Genomic DNA, 15,341 nt, shown 5'->3' with positions numbered 1-15,341 from the left:
GCCGGGGGCAGCGGGGACCCCCCGGACGGGCGGCGGGGGGCGGCCGTCGGAGGGGCGGGAGGGGCGGTCGCGGAACGGGCGGGAGGCGGGGTCGCGGGCGGCCGCGCGGGCCGGACCGGGGCCGAGGCCGGGGCGGCCCGACCGGTCGCGGGACGCGGGACGGGCGGCGACGCGGACGGCCGGTGCGGGACGTCGGCCGGGGGCAGCGGGTCCGGACCCGTCGCGGGGCGCGGCACAGGAGCCGTACCGGGCTCCCGGCGCGGGGGCGTCACGGACGCGGGGCGCGGGGCCGGGGCCTGGGCCTGGGCCTGGGTCGTGCCGGACTCCGGGCGGGAGGGCGCGACGGACGCGGGGCGCGGGGCCGGGGCCTGGGTCGGGGCGGACTCCGGGCGGGAGGGCGCGACGGACGCGGGGCGCGGGGGCGCTGTCGGGGCGGTGCTCGCGCGCGGGGGCGGGGGCTCCGCGGGGGGTGGGGCGAGGTCGGTGGTGAGGGCCGAGAGGGCGCTCGTGGGGGGCTTCGCGGGGGCTGCCGACCGGGGTTCGGCGGGGGTGGCCGCGGGCGGCGGGAGGGTCTCCGTGACGCGGGGCGCGCGGGGGTTCTGCTCGCTGGTCATCCCGCCCCCTGCTCCCGCCGACAATGCCCGTCACTCTACGGGCTGTTCCCCGCCGGGCGGGAACCGAGGGGTACCGGCCCTCCTGACGGTCTGGCAAGCTCGGGCCATGACTCCCCGTGCCGCCGACCGGGCCCGGTACGACCGGGCCACCGCCGCTCTGGACGCGCCGCTGGCGCTCGTCGACCTGGAGGCCTTCGACGCGAACGCGGACGATCTGGTCCGGCGTGCCGGCGGGAAGCCGATCCGGGTGGCGAGCAAGTCCGTGCGGTGCCGGGCCCTCCTTGAACGGGTGCTGGCGCGGGACGGCTTCGCCGGGATCATGTCGTTCACGCTCGCGGAGTCGCTGTGGCTGGCGCGGGCCGGCTTCGAGGACGTCCTGCTCGCCTATCCGTCGGCCGACCGGGCCGGCTACGCGGAGCTCGCCCGGGATCCGAAGCTCGCCGCGGCCGTGACCGTGATGATCGACGACGTGGCGCAGCTCGACCTGATCGACGCGGCCCGGGCCGGCGGCACCGAGGAGGTGCGGGTCTGTCTGGAGATGGACACGGCGCTGCGCCTGCTGGGCGGCCGGGTGCGGATCGGCGCCCGGCGGTCCCCGTCGCGGACCCCCGCCCAGCTGGCGGAGCTGGCCCGGTCGGTGGGGCGGCGGCCGGGGTTCCGGCTGGTCGGCCTGATGGCGTACGAGGGGCACGTGGCGGGTGTCGGCGACGCGGTGAGCGGCCGGCCGCTGCGGTCGCGGGCGGTCAGGGCGATGCAGGCGGTGGCCCGCCGGGAGCTGGCCGAGCGCCGGGCGGCGGTGGTCGGAGTCGTACGGGCGGTGGCGCCGGACCTGGAGTTCGTGAACGGCGGCGGCACGGGCAGCGTCCAGCACACCGCCGCCGAGGCCGCCGTCACCGAGATCGCCGCCGGCTCCGGGCTGTACGTGCCGCGGCTCTTCGACGGCTACTCGTCCTTCAGCGGCCGCCCGGCGGCGCTCTTCGCGCTGCCCGTGGTGCGGCGGCCCGGCGTCGGCTGCGTCACCGTGCTCGGCGGCGGCTATCCGGCGTCCGGCGCGGCCGGGCGGGACCGGCTGCCCGTCCCGTACCTCCCGGAGGGGCTGCACTACGACCCGCAGGAGGGGCCCGGCGAGGTGCAGACCCCGCTGCTCGGTTCGCCGGCCGACGACCTGCGGATCGGCGACAAGGTGTGGTTCCGGCACGCCAAGGCCGGCGAGCTGTGCGAGCGGTTCGACGCCCTGCGCCTCGTGGCGGGGGACCGTGTGGTGGACACGGTCCCCACCTACCGGGGCGAGGGCCGGACCTTCCTCTGACGCCTACAGCGGGGTCACGTACGCGCCCGAGATGCCGCCGTCGACGAGGAAGTCGGAGGCGTTGACGAACGAGGAGTCGTCGCTCGCGAGGAAGGCGACGGCCGCCGCGATCTCCTCCGCCTCGGCGAACCTGCCCACCGGGATGTGCACGAGCCGGCGGGCGGCCCGCTCCGGGTCCTTGGCGAACAGCTCCCGGAGGAGCGGGGTGTTGACCGGTCCGGGGCAGAGCGCGTTGACCCGGATGCCCTCGCGGGCGAACTGGACGCCGAGCTCGCGGGACATGGCGAGGACGCCGCCCTTGGAGGCGGTGTAGGAGATCTGGCTGGTCGCCGCGCCCATGATCGCCACGAACGAGGCGGTGTTGATGATGGAGCCCCTGCCCTGGCGCCGCATGTACGGCAGGGCCGCCTTGCAGCAGAGGTAGACGGAGGTGAGGTTGACGTCCTGGACGCGCTTCCACGCCTCCAGGCCGGTCTCCAGGATGGAGTCGTCGTCGGGCGGGGAGATGCCGGCGTTGTTGAAGGCGACGTCGACGGAGCCGTAGGTCTCGAAGGCGATGCGGAAGAGCGCCTCGACCTCCTCCGGGTCGGTGACGTCGACCTTGACGAAGGTGCCGCCGACGGCCTCCGCGGCCGCCTTCCCGGCCCGCTCGTCGATGTCGCCGCAGACGACGTGGGCGCCCTCGGAGGCGAGCCGGTGGGCGGTGGCGAGGCCGATGCCGCTGCCGGCGCCGGTGATGACGGCGGTGCGGCCGACGAGCCGGCGGCAGACGTTCTCTACGGTGGTCATGCGGTCAGCCTTCCGTGCTGATGAAGACGTTCTTGGTCTCGGTGAAGGCGGTCAGTGCGTCGGGTCCGAGTTCGCGGCCGAGGCCGGACTGCCGGAAGCCGCCGAAGGGGGTCCAGTAGCGGACGCTGGAGTGGGAGTTGACGGAGAGGTTGCCGGCCCGGACCGCGCGGGAGGCGCGCAGGGCGCGGCCGACGTCACGCGTCCAGATCGAGCCGGACAGGCCGTACGGGGTGGCGTTGGCGAGCCGGATCGCGTCGGCCTCGTCGTCGAAGGGGAGGACGACGGCGACGGGGCCGAAGATCTCCTCGACGGCGCAGGGGGCGTCCTCGGGGACGCCGGTGAGGACGGTCGGCGGGAACCAGAAGCCGGGCCCCTCGGGCGCCTTGCCGACGATGGCCTCCGCGCCCTCGGGGACGTAGGAGCGCACCCGGTCGAGCTGGGCGCGGGAGATCAGCGGCCCCATCCGGGTCCGCTCGTCGAGCGGGTCGCCGACGACGGTCTCCTCGATGGCCGGGGCGAGGAGTTCCAGGAAGCGGTCGTACGCGCTCCGCTGCACGAGGACGCGGGTGCGGGCGCAGCAGTCCTGGCCGCTGTTGTCGAGGAAGGCCATGGGGGCCGCGGCGGCCGCCGCCTCGATGTCCGCGTCGGCGAAGACGATGTTGGGGCTCTTGCCGCCGAGTTCGAGGGTGAGGCGCTTCACCTGGTCGGCGGCCTTGGTCATGATCCGCTTGCCGGTGCGGGTGGAGCCGGTGAAGACGATCTTGGCGATGCCGGGGTGTCCGACGAGGGCCTCGCCGGCGACGGGGCCCTCGCCGGGCAGGACCTGGAGGAGGTGCTCGGGGAGGCCGGCCTCCAGGGCGAGTTCGGCGAGGCGCAGCGCGGTGAGCGGGGTGGTCTCGGCGGGTTTGAGGATCACGGCGTTGCCGGCGGCGAGGGCGGGTGCGGTGGCCCAGGCGGCGATCGGCATCGGGAAGTTCCAGGGCACGATCACGCCGACGACGCCGAGGGGTTCGAGGAGGGTGACGTCGAGGCCGCCGGGGACGGGGATCTGGCGGCCGTTCAGGCGCTCCGCTCCCCCGGCCGCGTAGTCGAGGAGGTCGCGGACGTTGCCCGCCTCCCAGCGGGCGTTGCCGAGGGTGTGGCCGGCCTCGCGGACCTCCAGCAGGGCGAGTTCCTCGGTGTGGGCGTCGACGGTGGCGGCGAAGCGGCGCAGCAGCCGGGCCCGGTCGGCGGGGGCCGCGGCGGCCCACCCGGTCTGCGCGGCGGCGGCCCGGGTGACGGCGGCGTCGACGTCGGCGGGGGTGGCGGCGGGGACGGTGGCGACGAGTTCCTCGGTCGCCGGGTTCAGTACCCGGAGTTCGGTGAGCAACGGCTGTCGTTCCTCTCAGAGGCGTTCGAAGGAGCGGCGCAGTTCCCAGTCGGTGACCGCCGCGTCGAAGGCGGCGAGTTCGACGCGGGCCATGTTGCGGTAGTGGGCGACGACCTCGGCGCCGAAGGCCTCCTTGGCGATCTCGCTGGTCTCCCAGAGCTCGGCGGCCTCGCGCAGGGTGGTGGGGACGTGGGCGAGGTCGGCGGCGTAGGCGTTCCCGGGGCAGGGCGGGGGGAGTTCGAGGCCCCGCTCGATGCCGTGGAGGCCGGCGGCGATCATCGCGGCGACGGCGAGGTAGGGGTTGACGTCGCCGCCGGGGACGCGGTTCTCGAAGCGGGTGGAGGGGCCGTGGCCGACGACCCGGAAGGCGCAGGTGCGGTTGTCGTGGCCCCAGGCGACGGCGGTGGGGGCGAAGGAGCCGGGCTGGAACCGTTTGTAGGAGTTGACGTTGGGGGCGAGGAGGAGGGTGAGGTCGCGGAGGGCGGCGAGCTGCCCGGCGAGGAAGTGCCGCATGACGGGGGACATGCCGTGCGGGTCGTCGCCGGCCATCACGCTCCCGCCGGTGGCGTCGGCGAGGGAGAGGTGGATGTGGCAGGAGTTGCCCTCGCGCTCGTTGTACTTGGCCATGAAGGTGAGCGAGACGCCCTCCTGGGCGGCGATCTCCTTGGCGCCGGTCTTGTAGACGGCGTGCTGGTCGCAGGTGACGAGGGCCTCGTCGTAGCGGAAGGCGATCTCGTGCTGGCCGGGGTTGCACTCGCCCTTGGCGGACTCGACGGTCAGCCCGGCGGCGGCCATCTCGTTCCGGATCCGGCGCAGCAGGGGCTCGATCCGGCCGGTGCCGAGGACGGAGTAGTCGATGTTGTACTGGTTGGCCGGGGTGAGGTCCCGGTAGCCCGCGTCCCAGGCCTGTTCGTAGGTGTCCCTGAAGACGATGAACTCCAGCTCGGTGCCGACGTGGGCGGTCAGGCCGTGGGCGGCGAGGCGGTCCAGCTGCCGGCGGAGGATCTGGCGCGGCGCGGCGACCACGGGCGAGCCGTCGGCCCAGGTCAGGTCGGCGGTGACCAGGGCGGTGGCCTCGTTCCAGGGGACGCGGCGCAGGGTGGCCGGGTCGGGGCGCATGGCGAAGTCGCCGTAGCCGCTGTCCCAGGAGGACATCGCGTAGCCGTCGACGGTGTTCATCTCGGTGTCGACGGCGAGGAGGTAGTTGCACCCCTCGGTGCCGTGGGCGAGGACCTCGTCGAGGAAGAAGGGGGCGGCGAAGCGCTTCCCCTGGAGCCGGCCCTGCATGTCGGGGAAGGCCAGGACGACGGTGTCGATCTCGCCGGCCACCACGAGGGAGCGCAGCTCCTCGACGGTCAGCGGGGGTGTGCGGTCTGCCACGGGACGACTCTCCTCGTTCGGCTGCCGGGAGTCATAAGGTATGGGCCGAGACCATTGCTTGGGAAGTGTCAGGGGAAGGGGCGGCGAGAAGTGATCCGTACGAGTGAACCGGCGGGTCCCGCCGACCGGTTGACGCCCGTGCTGCGCCCGGTCCGGGCCGGCAACGGCTTCGAGGAGGCCCTGGAACAGCTCCTCCAGGTGGTCCGCCTGGGCCTGGTCCCCGACGGCGAACGGCTGCCCGCCGAACGGGAGCTGGCCGAGCGGATGGGGATCAGCCGGGTGACGCTGCGCGAGGTCCTCAAGGTGCTCCGGGAGCAGGGCCTGGTGGAGAGCAGGCGCGGCCGCTACGGCGGCACGTTCGTCCTGCCCCGCCGGCAGGGTCCCGACGAGGCGGAGCTGCGCCGCCGGATCACCGCCGTCGACATGGAGGACGCGCTGCGCTTCCGGGAGGTCCTGGAGGTGGGCGCGGCCGGGCTGTGCGCCGCGCAGGGCCTGGACGAGGCCGGCGGGGAGCGGCTGCGGACGGCGCTCGCCGCCACCCGTGACGCGCCGCCGGCCGACTACCGCCGCCAGGACACGCTGCTCCACCTGACGCTGGCCGAGCTCTCCGGCTCCCCCAGCCTGACGGCCCACTACGCGGCCGTCCGCGCGACCGTCAACGACCTGCTCGACTGCATCCCGCTCCTCGTGCGCAACCTGGAGCACTCCCAGCGCCAGCACACGGCGCTGGTGGAGGCGGTCCTGGAAGGGGAGGCGGACGCGGCGCGCGAGGTGATGCGGGAGCACTGCGCGGGGACGGCGGCGCTGCTGCGCGGCTTCCTGGCGTGAAAGGTAGGTCGCCGGTCCATTGCTCCCCGGGTCCGGCCCTCGGGTCCTACAGTCGGCGCACGGACCGCGAACTCCAGGAGGCAGCCCCGTGACCAAGCCGCTCATCGGTGTGACGACCTATCTCGACCGGGCGCGCTGGGGGGTGTGGGACATGCCGGCGGCGCTGCTGTCCGCGCGGTACCCGCGGTACGTGAGGGAGGGCGGCGGCCTGGTGGCGATGCTCCCGCCGGACGAGCCCGCCGCGGCGGCGGCCGTCCTCGCCCGGCTCGACGGTCTCGTGGTGGCGGGCGGTGCGGATGTGGAGCCCGTACGGTACGGGGCCGAGCCCGACCCGCGGACCGGTCCGCCGGCGCGGGAGCGGGACTCCTGGGAACTGGCGCTGATCGACGCGGCGCTCGCCTCCGGCACCCCGCTGCTCGGTGTCTGCCGGGGGATGCAGCTGCTCAACGTGGCCCTGGGCGGGACGCTGACGCAGCACCTGGACGGGCACGTGGAGGCGGAGGGGGTGATGGGCCGTCACCCGGTGAAACCGGTGCCGGGCACGCTCTACGCCTCCCTCGTCCCCGAGCTCGCCGAGGTGCCGACCTACCACCACCAGGCCGTGGACCGGCTCGGCGCGGGGCTCGCGGCCTCGGCCCACGCGGAGGACGGCACGGTGGAGGCGGTGGAGCTGGCGGAGCCGGCGTGGGTCCTCGGGGTGCAGTGGCACCCGGAGATGGGCGAGGACCTCCGGGTCGTACGGGGCCTGGTGGAGGCGGCCGCGCGACGGTGAGAGGAGGGCGCGGGGCGGCCGGGGTGGGCGGTCCGGCCGCCCCGCGGTTCGGGGGCCGCGGTCAGGCGGCGGGGGTGGTGGCGGCGACGGCGCGGCGGCCGAGGAGCACGTAGAGGGCGGTGGCGACGGCCATGCCGACGGGCAGCGAGAGGTCCATGCCGACGGCGGCGGCGACCGGCCCGGTGTAGACGCTGTCGACGCAGAGGGCGCCGGCGGCGAGACCTCCGAGGAGGGCCGTCGTACCGGCCGGGTTGACGCCGCCGGAGTACCAGAAGGGGCTGCCCGGGGTCTCGTCTCCGAGGGCGGCGGTGTCGTAGCGGCGGCGGCGCAGCACGATGTCGGTGGCGTAGACGCACATCATCGGGCCGGTGAGGACCGTGATCACCTGGAGGGCGTTGCTGACGGTGTCCAGGAAGTTGGAGACCAGCAGCGCGTAGAGGGTGAGGGCGACGGCGACGGCCCCGTCGAAGAGGACGCTGACGGTGCGGCGGATCCGCAGGCCCACGGCCTGGAGGGCGAGTCCCGCGCTGTAGGCGGTGAGGGCGTTGATGGCGATGGTGCCGAGGACCAGGGAGAGCAGGAAGACCGGCACGAACCAGCCCGGCAGGATCTCCTGGAGCGCCGTCTGGGGGTCCGACATGTCGACGGCGGTGGCGGCGAAGGCGCCGAGCGAGCAGACCACGACGCTGGGCACGAACGCGCCGAGCGCGGTCCAGAGGGCGATCGCGCGCGGGGAGCTGTCGCGGGGCAGGTAGCGGGAGAAGTCGGCGCTCGTCGTGTACGAGAGCGGGCCCGAGGCGATCATCGTGGTGCCCGCGAGGAGCACCGCCCACAGGGAGAGGCCGGAGAGCGGCTCGGCCGGGGCGTACGCGAAGTCGGCGTGACGGAACACGGCGACGGCGACGACGGCGAAGGCCGCGCTCAGGGCCAGCGTGATCGGCAGGTAGAGCTTGATGATCAGCGCGTGGCCGTAGACGCTGATCGTCAGCGTGAGGGCGGCGATGACCACCACGACCACGGTCTTCACCGGGATGTTCGCCGGGATGCCGGCCTCCTCGACGAGCGCGAAGGCGGCGGCCGCGGCGGCGGCCAGGTTGAGGGCGAAGTAGCAGACGGAGACCAGCCAGCCGCCGACCGCGTTGTTCACGCGGTTGCCGAGGACGCCGTAGAGGGCGCGGGTGATGACCTCGCTGGGCGCGCCCGCGGCCGGGCCCGAGGTGGCGAGCACGCCGGTGAGCACCCAGAAGAGGTTGCCGACCACGATCACGCCGATCGCCTGCAGGAGGTCGAGCCCCATGAGGACGAGGGCGCCGCCGATGACGAGGCTGAGGTAGTTGACGTTCGCCGCCGCCCAGACGGAGAAGAGCTCACGGGGGTGTCCGTGGCGCTCGGCGTCCGGGATGTGGTCGATGCCGTGGGCCTCGACGCGGCCTGGCCTGTCGCCGGCCGGCAGGGGTGCCCGCTCGCGCTCTGTCCCGGGGCGCGGGTCGGGGATCGTGGAAGCCATGCGGCCCTCCGGTGCGTGATTGCCCACCTGGTTGCTTATTGGTCGCACACTCAATAGCATCGCCGGTATGTCGTCAAGCGTCCAGCGCAAGCGAATCCGGAAATCACCCGAGGCCCGGCGGGCGGAGATCGTCGCGACCGCCGCACGGATCGCCCTCACCGAGGGACTGGAGTGCGTCACCCTGCGGCGGGTCGCCGAGGAACTGGCGGTCAGGCCCGGCCTGATCAGCCATTACTTCCCCTCGGCGGAGGATCTGGTGGCCGAGGCGTTCTCGGTCGCGGCCCTCGGCGAACTCGACACCCTGCTGCCGGCCGAGCGCCCGGACGGCACCCCCGCGCAGTACCTGGCCCGGTACTTCGCGCTGTCGTCCGGCGACGCCTACGACGACATCAGCCGCCTCTGGATCAACGCCCGGCACCTGAGCCGCTACCGGCCGGTCCTGCGGGACGTGGTCCGGAAGATGGAGCTCGCCTCCGACGACCGCCTGGATCGGCTGATCCACGACGGCGTCGCCCACGGCGAGTTCCGCACGGAGGACCCGCGGGCGGCGGCCATCCAGATCCTCGTCGTCCTCGACGGCCTCGGCGCCCACGCCAACACCGACCGCTCCGACCTCCCCGAGGCCGTGGCCCGCATGGCCCTCACCACCGCGGAACGCGCCCTCTCCCTGCCCCACGGCACCCTCGACGCACCCGGCGCGACCGGCACCCTCCCGCTCGTCTACTCCCCCACGGAGGCGGCCGCGTCGGCGACGGCGCGCACAACGGCCGAGGCGACCGTGGCGGCGGAGGCGGCGACCGTGGCGGAGGCCGCGCTGACGGAGGCCGTGACGGAGACAGCGGCGAAGACCGCCGCGGCCGAAGCCGCGGCGGCCGAGGCCCCCGGCACGGCGGGCGCCGCCCCACGGCACCTCGACGGCTGACGACGCGGGGCCGGCCGTCGGCCGGCGGTGCCCGGAGGCGCAGGGGCCCGACGTCCGGAGGCGGTCCGGTGACCGCCGGCCCCCTCCCCGACGACCACGGACGGAGCCCGACGCCGAGGACCGGCGGTCGGCCCCGGCCGTCCGGCCGCCCCCGGGCCCCCTGGCGGTCGCGAACCAGCGGGCGCTCCCTGGCTGCCCGGCGGCCGGCGGCCAGCGGGCTGCGACCGACGACCGGCGGCCAGCGGCCGGCGGGCTGCCGGACCGGGCCGGACCGCCCGCCGGGCGGCGGGGCGGAGCCCGTACCCCCTGTGATCACCCTCTTCCCGTACCACCACCGCAAGGAGCGTCACCGTGTCCAGCCGACTCGTCATCCACTCCGCACGTCTGCTCGACCCCGCCACCGGGGGGTTCCTCGCGGCGAGCGCGCTCGCCGTGGGCGAGGACGGGCGGATCTCCGCGCTCGGCGACGACCGGGAGGTGCGGGCGCTGGCCGGAGCCGCGACGACCGTCGTCGACCTCAAGGGCGCCGTCGTCACGCCCGGCCTCGTCGACGGGCACGTGCACCCCGTCACCGGCGCCGAGCTGACCGGCGGTCTCGACCTCTCCGCCTGTACCGGGCTCGGGGACGTACGGGAGGCGCTGGCGCGGGAGGTGCGCGCGCTGCGGCGGGGCGACTGGCTCTTCGCCTGGGGCCTCGACCCGAACGTCTTCGGTGACGGACCCGTCGGCGTCGCCCCCTTCGACACCGTCCTCGACGGGGTCCCCGCCTTCCTGCTGCTCTTCGACGCCCACTCCGCCCTCGCCTCCCGCCGCGCCCTCGAACTCGCCGGGATCGACGGCCCCCGCGTCTTCGCCCAGGCGTCCGCCGAGATCGTCTGCGACGCCGACGGGCGCCCCACCGGGCTGCTCCAGGAGGACGCCGCCTGCGCGCTGGTCGAACGGGTCGCCCCGCAGCCCACCCACGCCGAACGCCTGGAGCGGCTGGCCTCGGCGCTCGACGCGATGGCGGCGGCCGGACTGACCGGCGGGCACGTCATGGACGCCAACGGCGACAGCCTCGACCTCTTCACCGAGCTCGACGCCGCCGGCCGGCTGCCGCTGCGGCTGCGCGTGGCCCCCTGGTGCCAGCCCGGCACCGACGCCCTCGGAGTGCGGGAACTGATCTCGCTCCAGGGCCGGAGCGGCGCCCTGTGGCAGGTCGCCGGCGTGAAGCTCTTCATGGACGGCACCATCGACAACGGCACGGCCTGGCTGGAGCGCCCCGACTGCCACGGCGAGTCCACCCACGCGTTCTGGCCGGAGCCCGAGGCGTACGCGGAGATCATCGGCGCCCTGCACCGGGCCGGGGTGCCGACGGCCACCCACGCCATCGGCGACGCGGCCGTCCGGCACGTCCTCGACTCGGTCGAGAAGGCCCGGGCGACCGGCGGCGACCCGGCGGTACGCCACCGGGTCGAGCACATCGAGACCGTCCCCGACGACACCCTGCGCCGCTTCGCCGAGCTCGGCGTGGTCGCCTCCATGCAGCCCACCCACTGCTGCGACTTCACCCGCGCCGACCACACCGACAACTGGTCCCGCCGACTCGGCGAGGAGCGCGCCGGGCGCGCCTGGCGCTGCCGGGACCTGGTGGACTCCGGGGCGACCGTGGTGCTGGGCTCGGACTGGCCGATCGCCCCGTTCCCGCCGCTGGGCGTGCTGGCCGGCGCCGTGCACCGCCGCCCGACCCGCGACCTGGCCCAGCCGCCGCACGGCCCCGAGCAGGCGCTGACCGCCCTGGAGGCGCTGCGCGGCCTGACGACCGGCGCGGCCTACGCGGCGGGCGAGGAAGGGATCTCCGGCGGTCTCGCCCTCGGGCACCGCGCCGACCTGACGGTCCTGGCCGCCGACCCCCTGACCACCCCGGCCGCGGAACTCCCGGACGTCCCGGTCCTCCTGACGGCCGTCGACGGCCGCCTCACCCACCGCGCGCCCGGGCTGTGACCACGCCCTCCGCGCTCCGCCGCCCCGGGCCCTGATCCCGGCGCCCCGGCCCGGCCAGGCCCGCGTCGGGGGCGGACCCGTATCGGAATCAGACCCGTGGCAGGGTCGGACCCGCGGCAGGGTCGGACTCACGGCACGGCCAGGCCTCCTCACGGCCCGGCCTCGTCGGGGTCAGGCCTCGTCGGGGTCAGGCCTGATCAGGGTCAGGACCTCGTCAGGGTCAGGAGGTCCCGGGCCGGGCCGGTCGGGCGGTGGCCCGTCGGCCAGACGGCGCGCAGGTCGCGGGCGAGGCGCGCGCCCGCGACCGGGACGGCGACCAGACGGCGGGAGGACAGTTCCTCGGCGATCGCCAGTTCGCTGAGGACCGCCGGGCCCGCGCCGCTGACCGCCGCCGCCTTCACGGCGGTGGTGGAGGCCAGTTCCAGCAGCGGCCGGGCGAGCCCGCCGTGCCCGGCGAGCGCCGCGTCGAGGACCTGCCGGGTGCCCGAGCCGTGTTCCCTCAGCACGAGCGGGGTGGCGGCCAGCTCGGCCGGCTCGATCGGCTTCCGGCGGCGGGCCCACGGATGCGAGGGCGCCACGACCACGGCCAGCCGGTCGTGGGCGACGACCGTGCCGTCGAGGCCGTCCGGCACCGCGAGGCCCTCCACGAACCCGAGGTCCGCCTCCCCCGCGAGCAGTCGCTCCGCGACCACCGCCGAGTTCCCCGCCTGGAGCGAGACCGCCGTGTCGGGCCGCTCCGCGCGCAGCGCGATCAGCCATCCCGGCAGCAGGTACTCGGCGATCGTCATGGACGCGACCACCCGCAGCCGCGAGTCCCGGCGGCCCCGCAACGCCTGCACCCCCGCGTCGAACGCCTCCGCGGACTCCACGATCCGCCGCGCCCAGTCGGTGACCAGCGCGCCCGCGTCGGTCAGCCGGGATCCGCGCGGCGAACGGTCGACGAGCGCCACGCCGAGCTGACGCTCCATGGAGCGGATCCGGCTGCTGGCCGCGGGCTGGGTGATCCCCACCTCGCGCGCGGCGGCGCCGAGGCTGCCGTGCCGGGCGACGGCGAGGAGCAGTTCGAGGGCGCCGAGGTCGGGGACGCGGTGGGACAGGTGCGCGGTCACCCCGCCGGAGCCCGCCCCGGTCCCGTAACCCGTACCCGTACCGGAGCCCCCACGGCTTCCGGAGCCCGTCCCCGTACCGGAGCCCGCCCCGGTGCCGGACCCCGCACCCGTGCCCGTACCCACACCCGTACCGGAGCCCGCGCTCTCGTCCCGCTGCCGCCCGCTCATAAAGCCAGCTTATGACGTCATAGCCACATGATCCCTGGTGGGGGACGTGCGCGGGGGCGACGGTGGAGCCATGGCAAGCCTCGCACCTACCGGCACCCTCCTCGGGGCCACCACCCCCGGCCTCCGGGCGTCCCGCACAGTCCGTCACCTCGGGCCCAACTGGTACGCCTCCGTGATGGGCACCTCCGTCGTCGGCACCGCGGGCGCCGCGCTCCCGATCGCGGTGCCCGGCCTCCGTACCGTCTGCACCGCCGTCTGGGCGCTCTCGCTCGCGATGCTGCTGACCCTGCTCACCGCCCGGGCCGCGCACTGGCGCCACCACCGCGACCAGGCCCGCGCCCATCTCCTCGACCCCGCGGTCGCCCCCTTCTACGGCTGTCTGTCGATGGCGCTGCTCGCCGTCGGCGGCGGCACGCTGACGCTCGGCCGGGACTGGATCGGGCTGCCCGCGGCGGTCGCCCTCGACGCCGTCCTGTTCACCGCCGGCACCGCCGTGGGACTGGCGGCGGCCGTCGCCGTGCCGTACCTGATGGTGGTGCGGCACCGGATCGAGCACGCCTCCCCGGTCTGGCTGCTGCCCGTCGTCGCGCCCATGGTCTCCGCCGCGCTCGGCCCGCTGCTCCTCCCCCACCTGCCCGAGGGACAGGCCCGCCAGACCCTCCTCCTCGCCTGCTACGCGATGTTCGGGATCAGCCTGCTGGCCACCCTGGTGATGCTGCCGCTGGTCTTCGGCCGGCTGGTCCTCACCGGTCCGCTGCCCCTCGCGCTGACCCCGACGCTCTTCCTCGTCCTCGGACCGCTCGGCCAGTCGACCACCGCCGCCAACGCCTTCGCGGACTCCGCCGCCGGCGTCCTGCCCGAGTCGTACGCGCACGGCTTCGCCGCCTTCGCCGTCCTCTACGGCGTGCCCGTCATGGGCTTCGCCCTGCTGTGGCTGGCGCTCGCCGGGGCGATGGTGGTCCGGGCCCGGCGCGCCGGCATGGGCTTCGCGATGACCTGGTGGGCCTTCACCTTCCCGGTCGGCACCTGCGTCACCGGCGCCGAGGGGCTCGCCCGCCACACCGGGCTCGACGCCTTCCGCTGGCTGGCCGTCGCCCTGTACGTCCTCCTCGTCGCGGCCTGGCTGGTGGCCGGGGTCCACACCGTGCGCGGTCTGGTCAGCGGAGAGCTGCTCGCAGGGCCCGCCCGAGGATCCTCGGCGCCCGCGCCAGCGACGGCCCGTACCAGGTGAGCATCCGCCCGTCGACGAGCGCGGCGGCGGCCCCGGGGAACGCCTCGGGGCCGTCGTCGGCCGTGAAGCGGTACGGCTCGTCCGGGAGGACCACCAGCCGCGGGCCGGCCCCGGTGAGCTCGGCGAGCGGGAGCTTCGGATAGCGCTCCGGGTGGTCCGCGTACAGGTTGCGGACGCCGAGCCGGCCGAGGAGGTCGCCCGCGAAGGTGTCCCGGCCGAGCACCATCCAGGGGCGGCGCCAGATCGGTACGACGGCGGTGATCCCGTCGCCGACGGGTTCGACCGCCGCCCAGGCCTCCTCCGCCTCCGCCAGCCAGCGAGGACGGCGGGGCGCGCCGCAGGCGGCGAGGACGTCCCCGAGGGCGTCCAGCCCCTGGTCGAGGGTGCGGACCTCGGTGACGAGGACCTCGGCGCCGCCCTCGCGCAGGGCGTCCAGGTCGGGGGCGCGGTTCTCCTCCTCGTTGGCGAGGACGAGATCGGGGCGGAGGGCGAGGATCGCGGGCACGTCGGGGTTCTTGGTGCCGCCGATCCGGGCGACGTCGAGCCCGGCGGGGTGGACGCACCAGTCGGTGGCGCCGACGAGCAGCCCGGGCGCGGTGACGGCGACGGCCTCGGTGAGGGAGGGCACCAGGGAGACGACCCGCGGGGCCCGGCCCCTGACCTGGGTCACTCCTCCTCCACCTCGACGTGGTCCGCGACCGCGACGACCAGGAGGCGGGTGCCGGGTTCGGTGGCGCGCCAGCGGTGCCGGACCCCGCCGGAGAGGTACAGGGTGTCGCCCCGGCCGAGCCGGTGGGCGCGGCCCTCGGCCTCGACCTCGACGGCGCCGTCGGCGACGTACAGCAGCTCGTCGTTGCGGTGCTGGAACTCCCGGCCCGCGTCCTGCTCGCCGGTGAACTCCAGGGCGTGCAGCTGGTGCCGGGCGCGGACCAGGCGCCGGACGCCGTCCGGGAGGGCGGCGGTGCCCTCGTCGGCGCGGACGACGTCGACGGTGCGGGCGGCCTCGGCGGCAGCGAGGAGTTCCGCCGCGGTGGTCTGGAGGGCCTCGGCGACCAGCTCCAGGGAGCGGCGGCTGGGGCGGGCGCGCTCGTTCTCGATCTGGCTGAGGAAGGGCACGGAGAGGCCGCTGCGGGAGGCGACGACGGCCAGGGTGAGCTGGAGGGCCCGGCGGCGCCTCTTGACGGCCGCGCCCACGCGGGGTGCTTCCTTCTCGTCCATGGCGGCTCCCTCCCTCTGCTGGCTGCCTCGTCGCGTACCTGCCGGTTACCTGCACCTTACGCAGCTTTGGGCCGGGGTTTCGCGTCGTGGCGGAAAGGGTGTGGGAAAGGGTGGCGGAAAGGAGCGCGGGAAAGGGGTGGCC

12 protein-coding genes and 1 pseudogene are annotated in these 15,341 nt (G+C 75.5%); 6 read left to right on the top strand and 7 right to left on the bottom strand.

Translation table 11 applies throughout. The annotated features are described in order from the left end of the window. Positions 1-720: 720 nt before the first annotated feature. Positions 721-1,923, top strand: a complete 1,203-nt coding sequence (locus tag ACFQ8C_RS33375; RefSeq protein ID WP_383465111.1) for an amino acid deaminase/aldolase — start codon at positions 721-723, stop codon at positions 1,921-1,923. A gap of 3 nt (positions 1,924-1,926) precedes the next feature. On the opposite strand, the gene ACFQ8C_RS33370 is transcribed toward ACFQ8C_RS33375, so the two are convergent. Genes ACFQ8C_RS33370 through ACFQ8C_RS33360 form a run of 3 tightly spaced genes read right to left on the bottom strand, consistent with a single transcriptional unit; the run spans position 1,927 to position 5,461 of the window. Then, positions 1,927-2,712 (bottom strand): 3-oxoacyl-ACP reductase, encoded by a 786-nt coding sequence (locus ACFQ8C_RS33370; protein ID WP_383465109.1) that lies wholly within the window; start codon positions 2,710-2,712, stop codon positions 1,927-1,929. A 4-nt stretch (positions 2,713-2,716) separates the two neighbouring features. Next, positions 2,717-4,081, bottom strand: a complete 1,365-nt coding sequence (locus ACFQ8C_RS33365) for an aldehyde dehydrogenase family protein (protein ID WP_383465107.1) — start codon at positions 4,079-4,081, stop codon at positions 2,717-2,719. Positions 4,082-4,096: 15 nt separating this feature from the next. After that, positions 4,097-5,461: a glutamine synthetase family protein gene (locus tag ACFQ8C_RS33360; RefSeq protein WP_383465105.1), complete on the bottom strand. Its 1,365-nt coding sequence runs from the start codon at positions 5,459-5,461 to the stop codon at positions 4,097-4,099. A gap of 93 nt (positions 5,462-5,554) precedes the next feature. On the opposite strand from ACFQ8C_RS33360, the gene ACFQ8C_RS33355 reads away from it, so the two are divergent. After that, positions 5,555-6,289, top strand: coding sequence for a FadR/GntR family transcriptional regulator (locus tag ACFQ8C_RS33355; RefSeq protein WP_383465113.1), 735 nt, complete (start codon positions 5,555-5,557; stop codon positions 6,287-6,289). An 88-nt stretch (positions 6,290-6,377) separates the two neighbouring features. Next, positions 6,378-7,061: a gamma-glutamyl-gamma-aminobutyrate hydrolase family protein gene (locus ACFQ8C_RS33350; protein ID WP_383465103.1), complete on the top strand. Its 684-nt coding sequence runs from the start codon at positions 6,378-6,380 to the stop codon at positions 7,059-7,061. Positions 7,062-7,122: 61 nt separating this feature from the next. Here the strand turns inward: ACFQ8C_RS33350 and ACFQ8C_RS33345 are convergent, their stop codons facing one another. Continuing rightward, on the bottom strand, positions 7,123-8,568 hold the full coding sequence (locus ACFQ8C_RS33345; protein ID WP_383465101.1) for a purine-cytosine permease family protein: 1,446 nt from the start codon (positions 8,566-8,568) through the stop codon (positions 7,123-7,125). Positions 8,569-8,635: 67 nt separating this feature from the next. On the opposite strand from ACFQ8C_RS33345, the pseudogene ACFQ8C_RS33340 reads away from it, so the two are divergent. Both ACFQ8C_RS33340 and ACFQ8C_RS33335 read left to right on the top strand, forming a co-directional pair. After that, positions 8,636-9,262 (top strand): annotated as a pseudogene (locus tag ACFQ8C_RS33340) (TetR/AcrR family transcriptional regulator); the annotation flags it as partial. Between the two features lie 579 nt (positions 9,263-9,841). Then, positions 9,842-11,473, top strand: a complete 1,632-nt coding sequence (locus tag ACFQ8C_RS33335) for an amidohydrolase (protein ID WP_383465099.1) — start codon at positions 9,842-9,844, stop codon at positions 11,471-11,473. A gap of 203 nt (positions 11,474-11,676) precedes the next feature. Here ACFQ8C_RS33335 and ACFQ8C_RS33330 read toward each other — a convergent pair whose 3' ends face one another. After that, positions 11,677-12,750 carry a LysR family transcriptional regulator gene (locus tag ACFQ8C_RS33330; RefSeq protein ID WP_383465098.1) on the bottom strand — a complete coding sequence of 358 codons (1,074 nt, stop codon included), beginning with the start codon at positions 12,748-12,750 and terminating at the stop codon, positions 11,677-11,679. Between the two features lie 70 nt (positions 12,751-12,820). Between ACFQ8C_RS33330 and ACFQ8C_RS33325 the strand changes: the two genes are divergently transcribed. Then, positions 12,821-13,981: a TDT family transporter gene (locus tag ACFQ8C_RS33325; protein ID WP_383465096.1), complete on the top strand. Its 1,161-nt coding sequence runs from the start codon at positions 12,821-12,823 to the stop codon at positions 13,979-13,981. On the opposite strand, the gene ACFQ8C_RS33320 is transcribed toward ACFQ8C_RS33325, so the two are convergent. Both ACFQ8C_RS33320 and ACFQ8C_RS33315 read right to left on the bottom strand, forming a co-directional pair. After that, positions 13,908-14,651 carry a helical backbone metal receptor gene (locus tag ACFQ8C_RS33320; protein ID WP_383465094.1) on the bottom strand — a complete coding sequence of 248 codons (744 nt, stop codon included), beginning with the start codon at positions 14,649-14,651 and terminating at the stop codon, positions 13,908-13,910. The two genes, ACFQ8C_RS33325 and ACFQ8C_RS33320, sit on opposite strands and share 74 nt — an antisense overlap. Further along, a complete protein-coding gene (locus ACFQ8C_RS33315) occupies positions 14,648-15,199 on the bottom strand; it encodes a helix-turn-helix domain-containing protein (protein ID WP_383465092.1) in 552 nt (183 codons plus the stop codon). Before ACFQ8C_RS33315 ends, ACFQ8C_RS33320 begins: the two co-directional genes overlap by 4 nt. Positions 15,200-15,341 lie beyond the last annotated feature (142 nt).

The organism is Streptomyces sp. NPDC056503, assembly GCF_042794995.1.
Taxonomy (GTDB): Bacteria; Actinomycetota; Actinomycetes; order Streptomycetales; family Streptomycetaceae; genus Streptomyces.
Note: the sequence above shows the minus strand (reverse complement) of the source record. Positions and strands in the feature narration are given on the sequence as shown.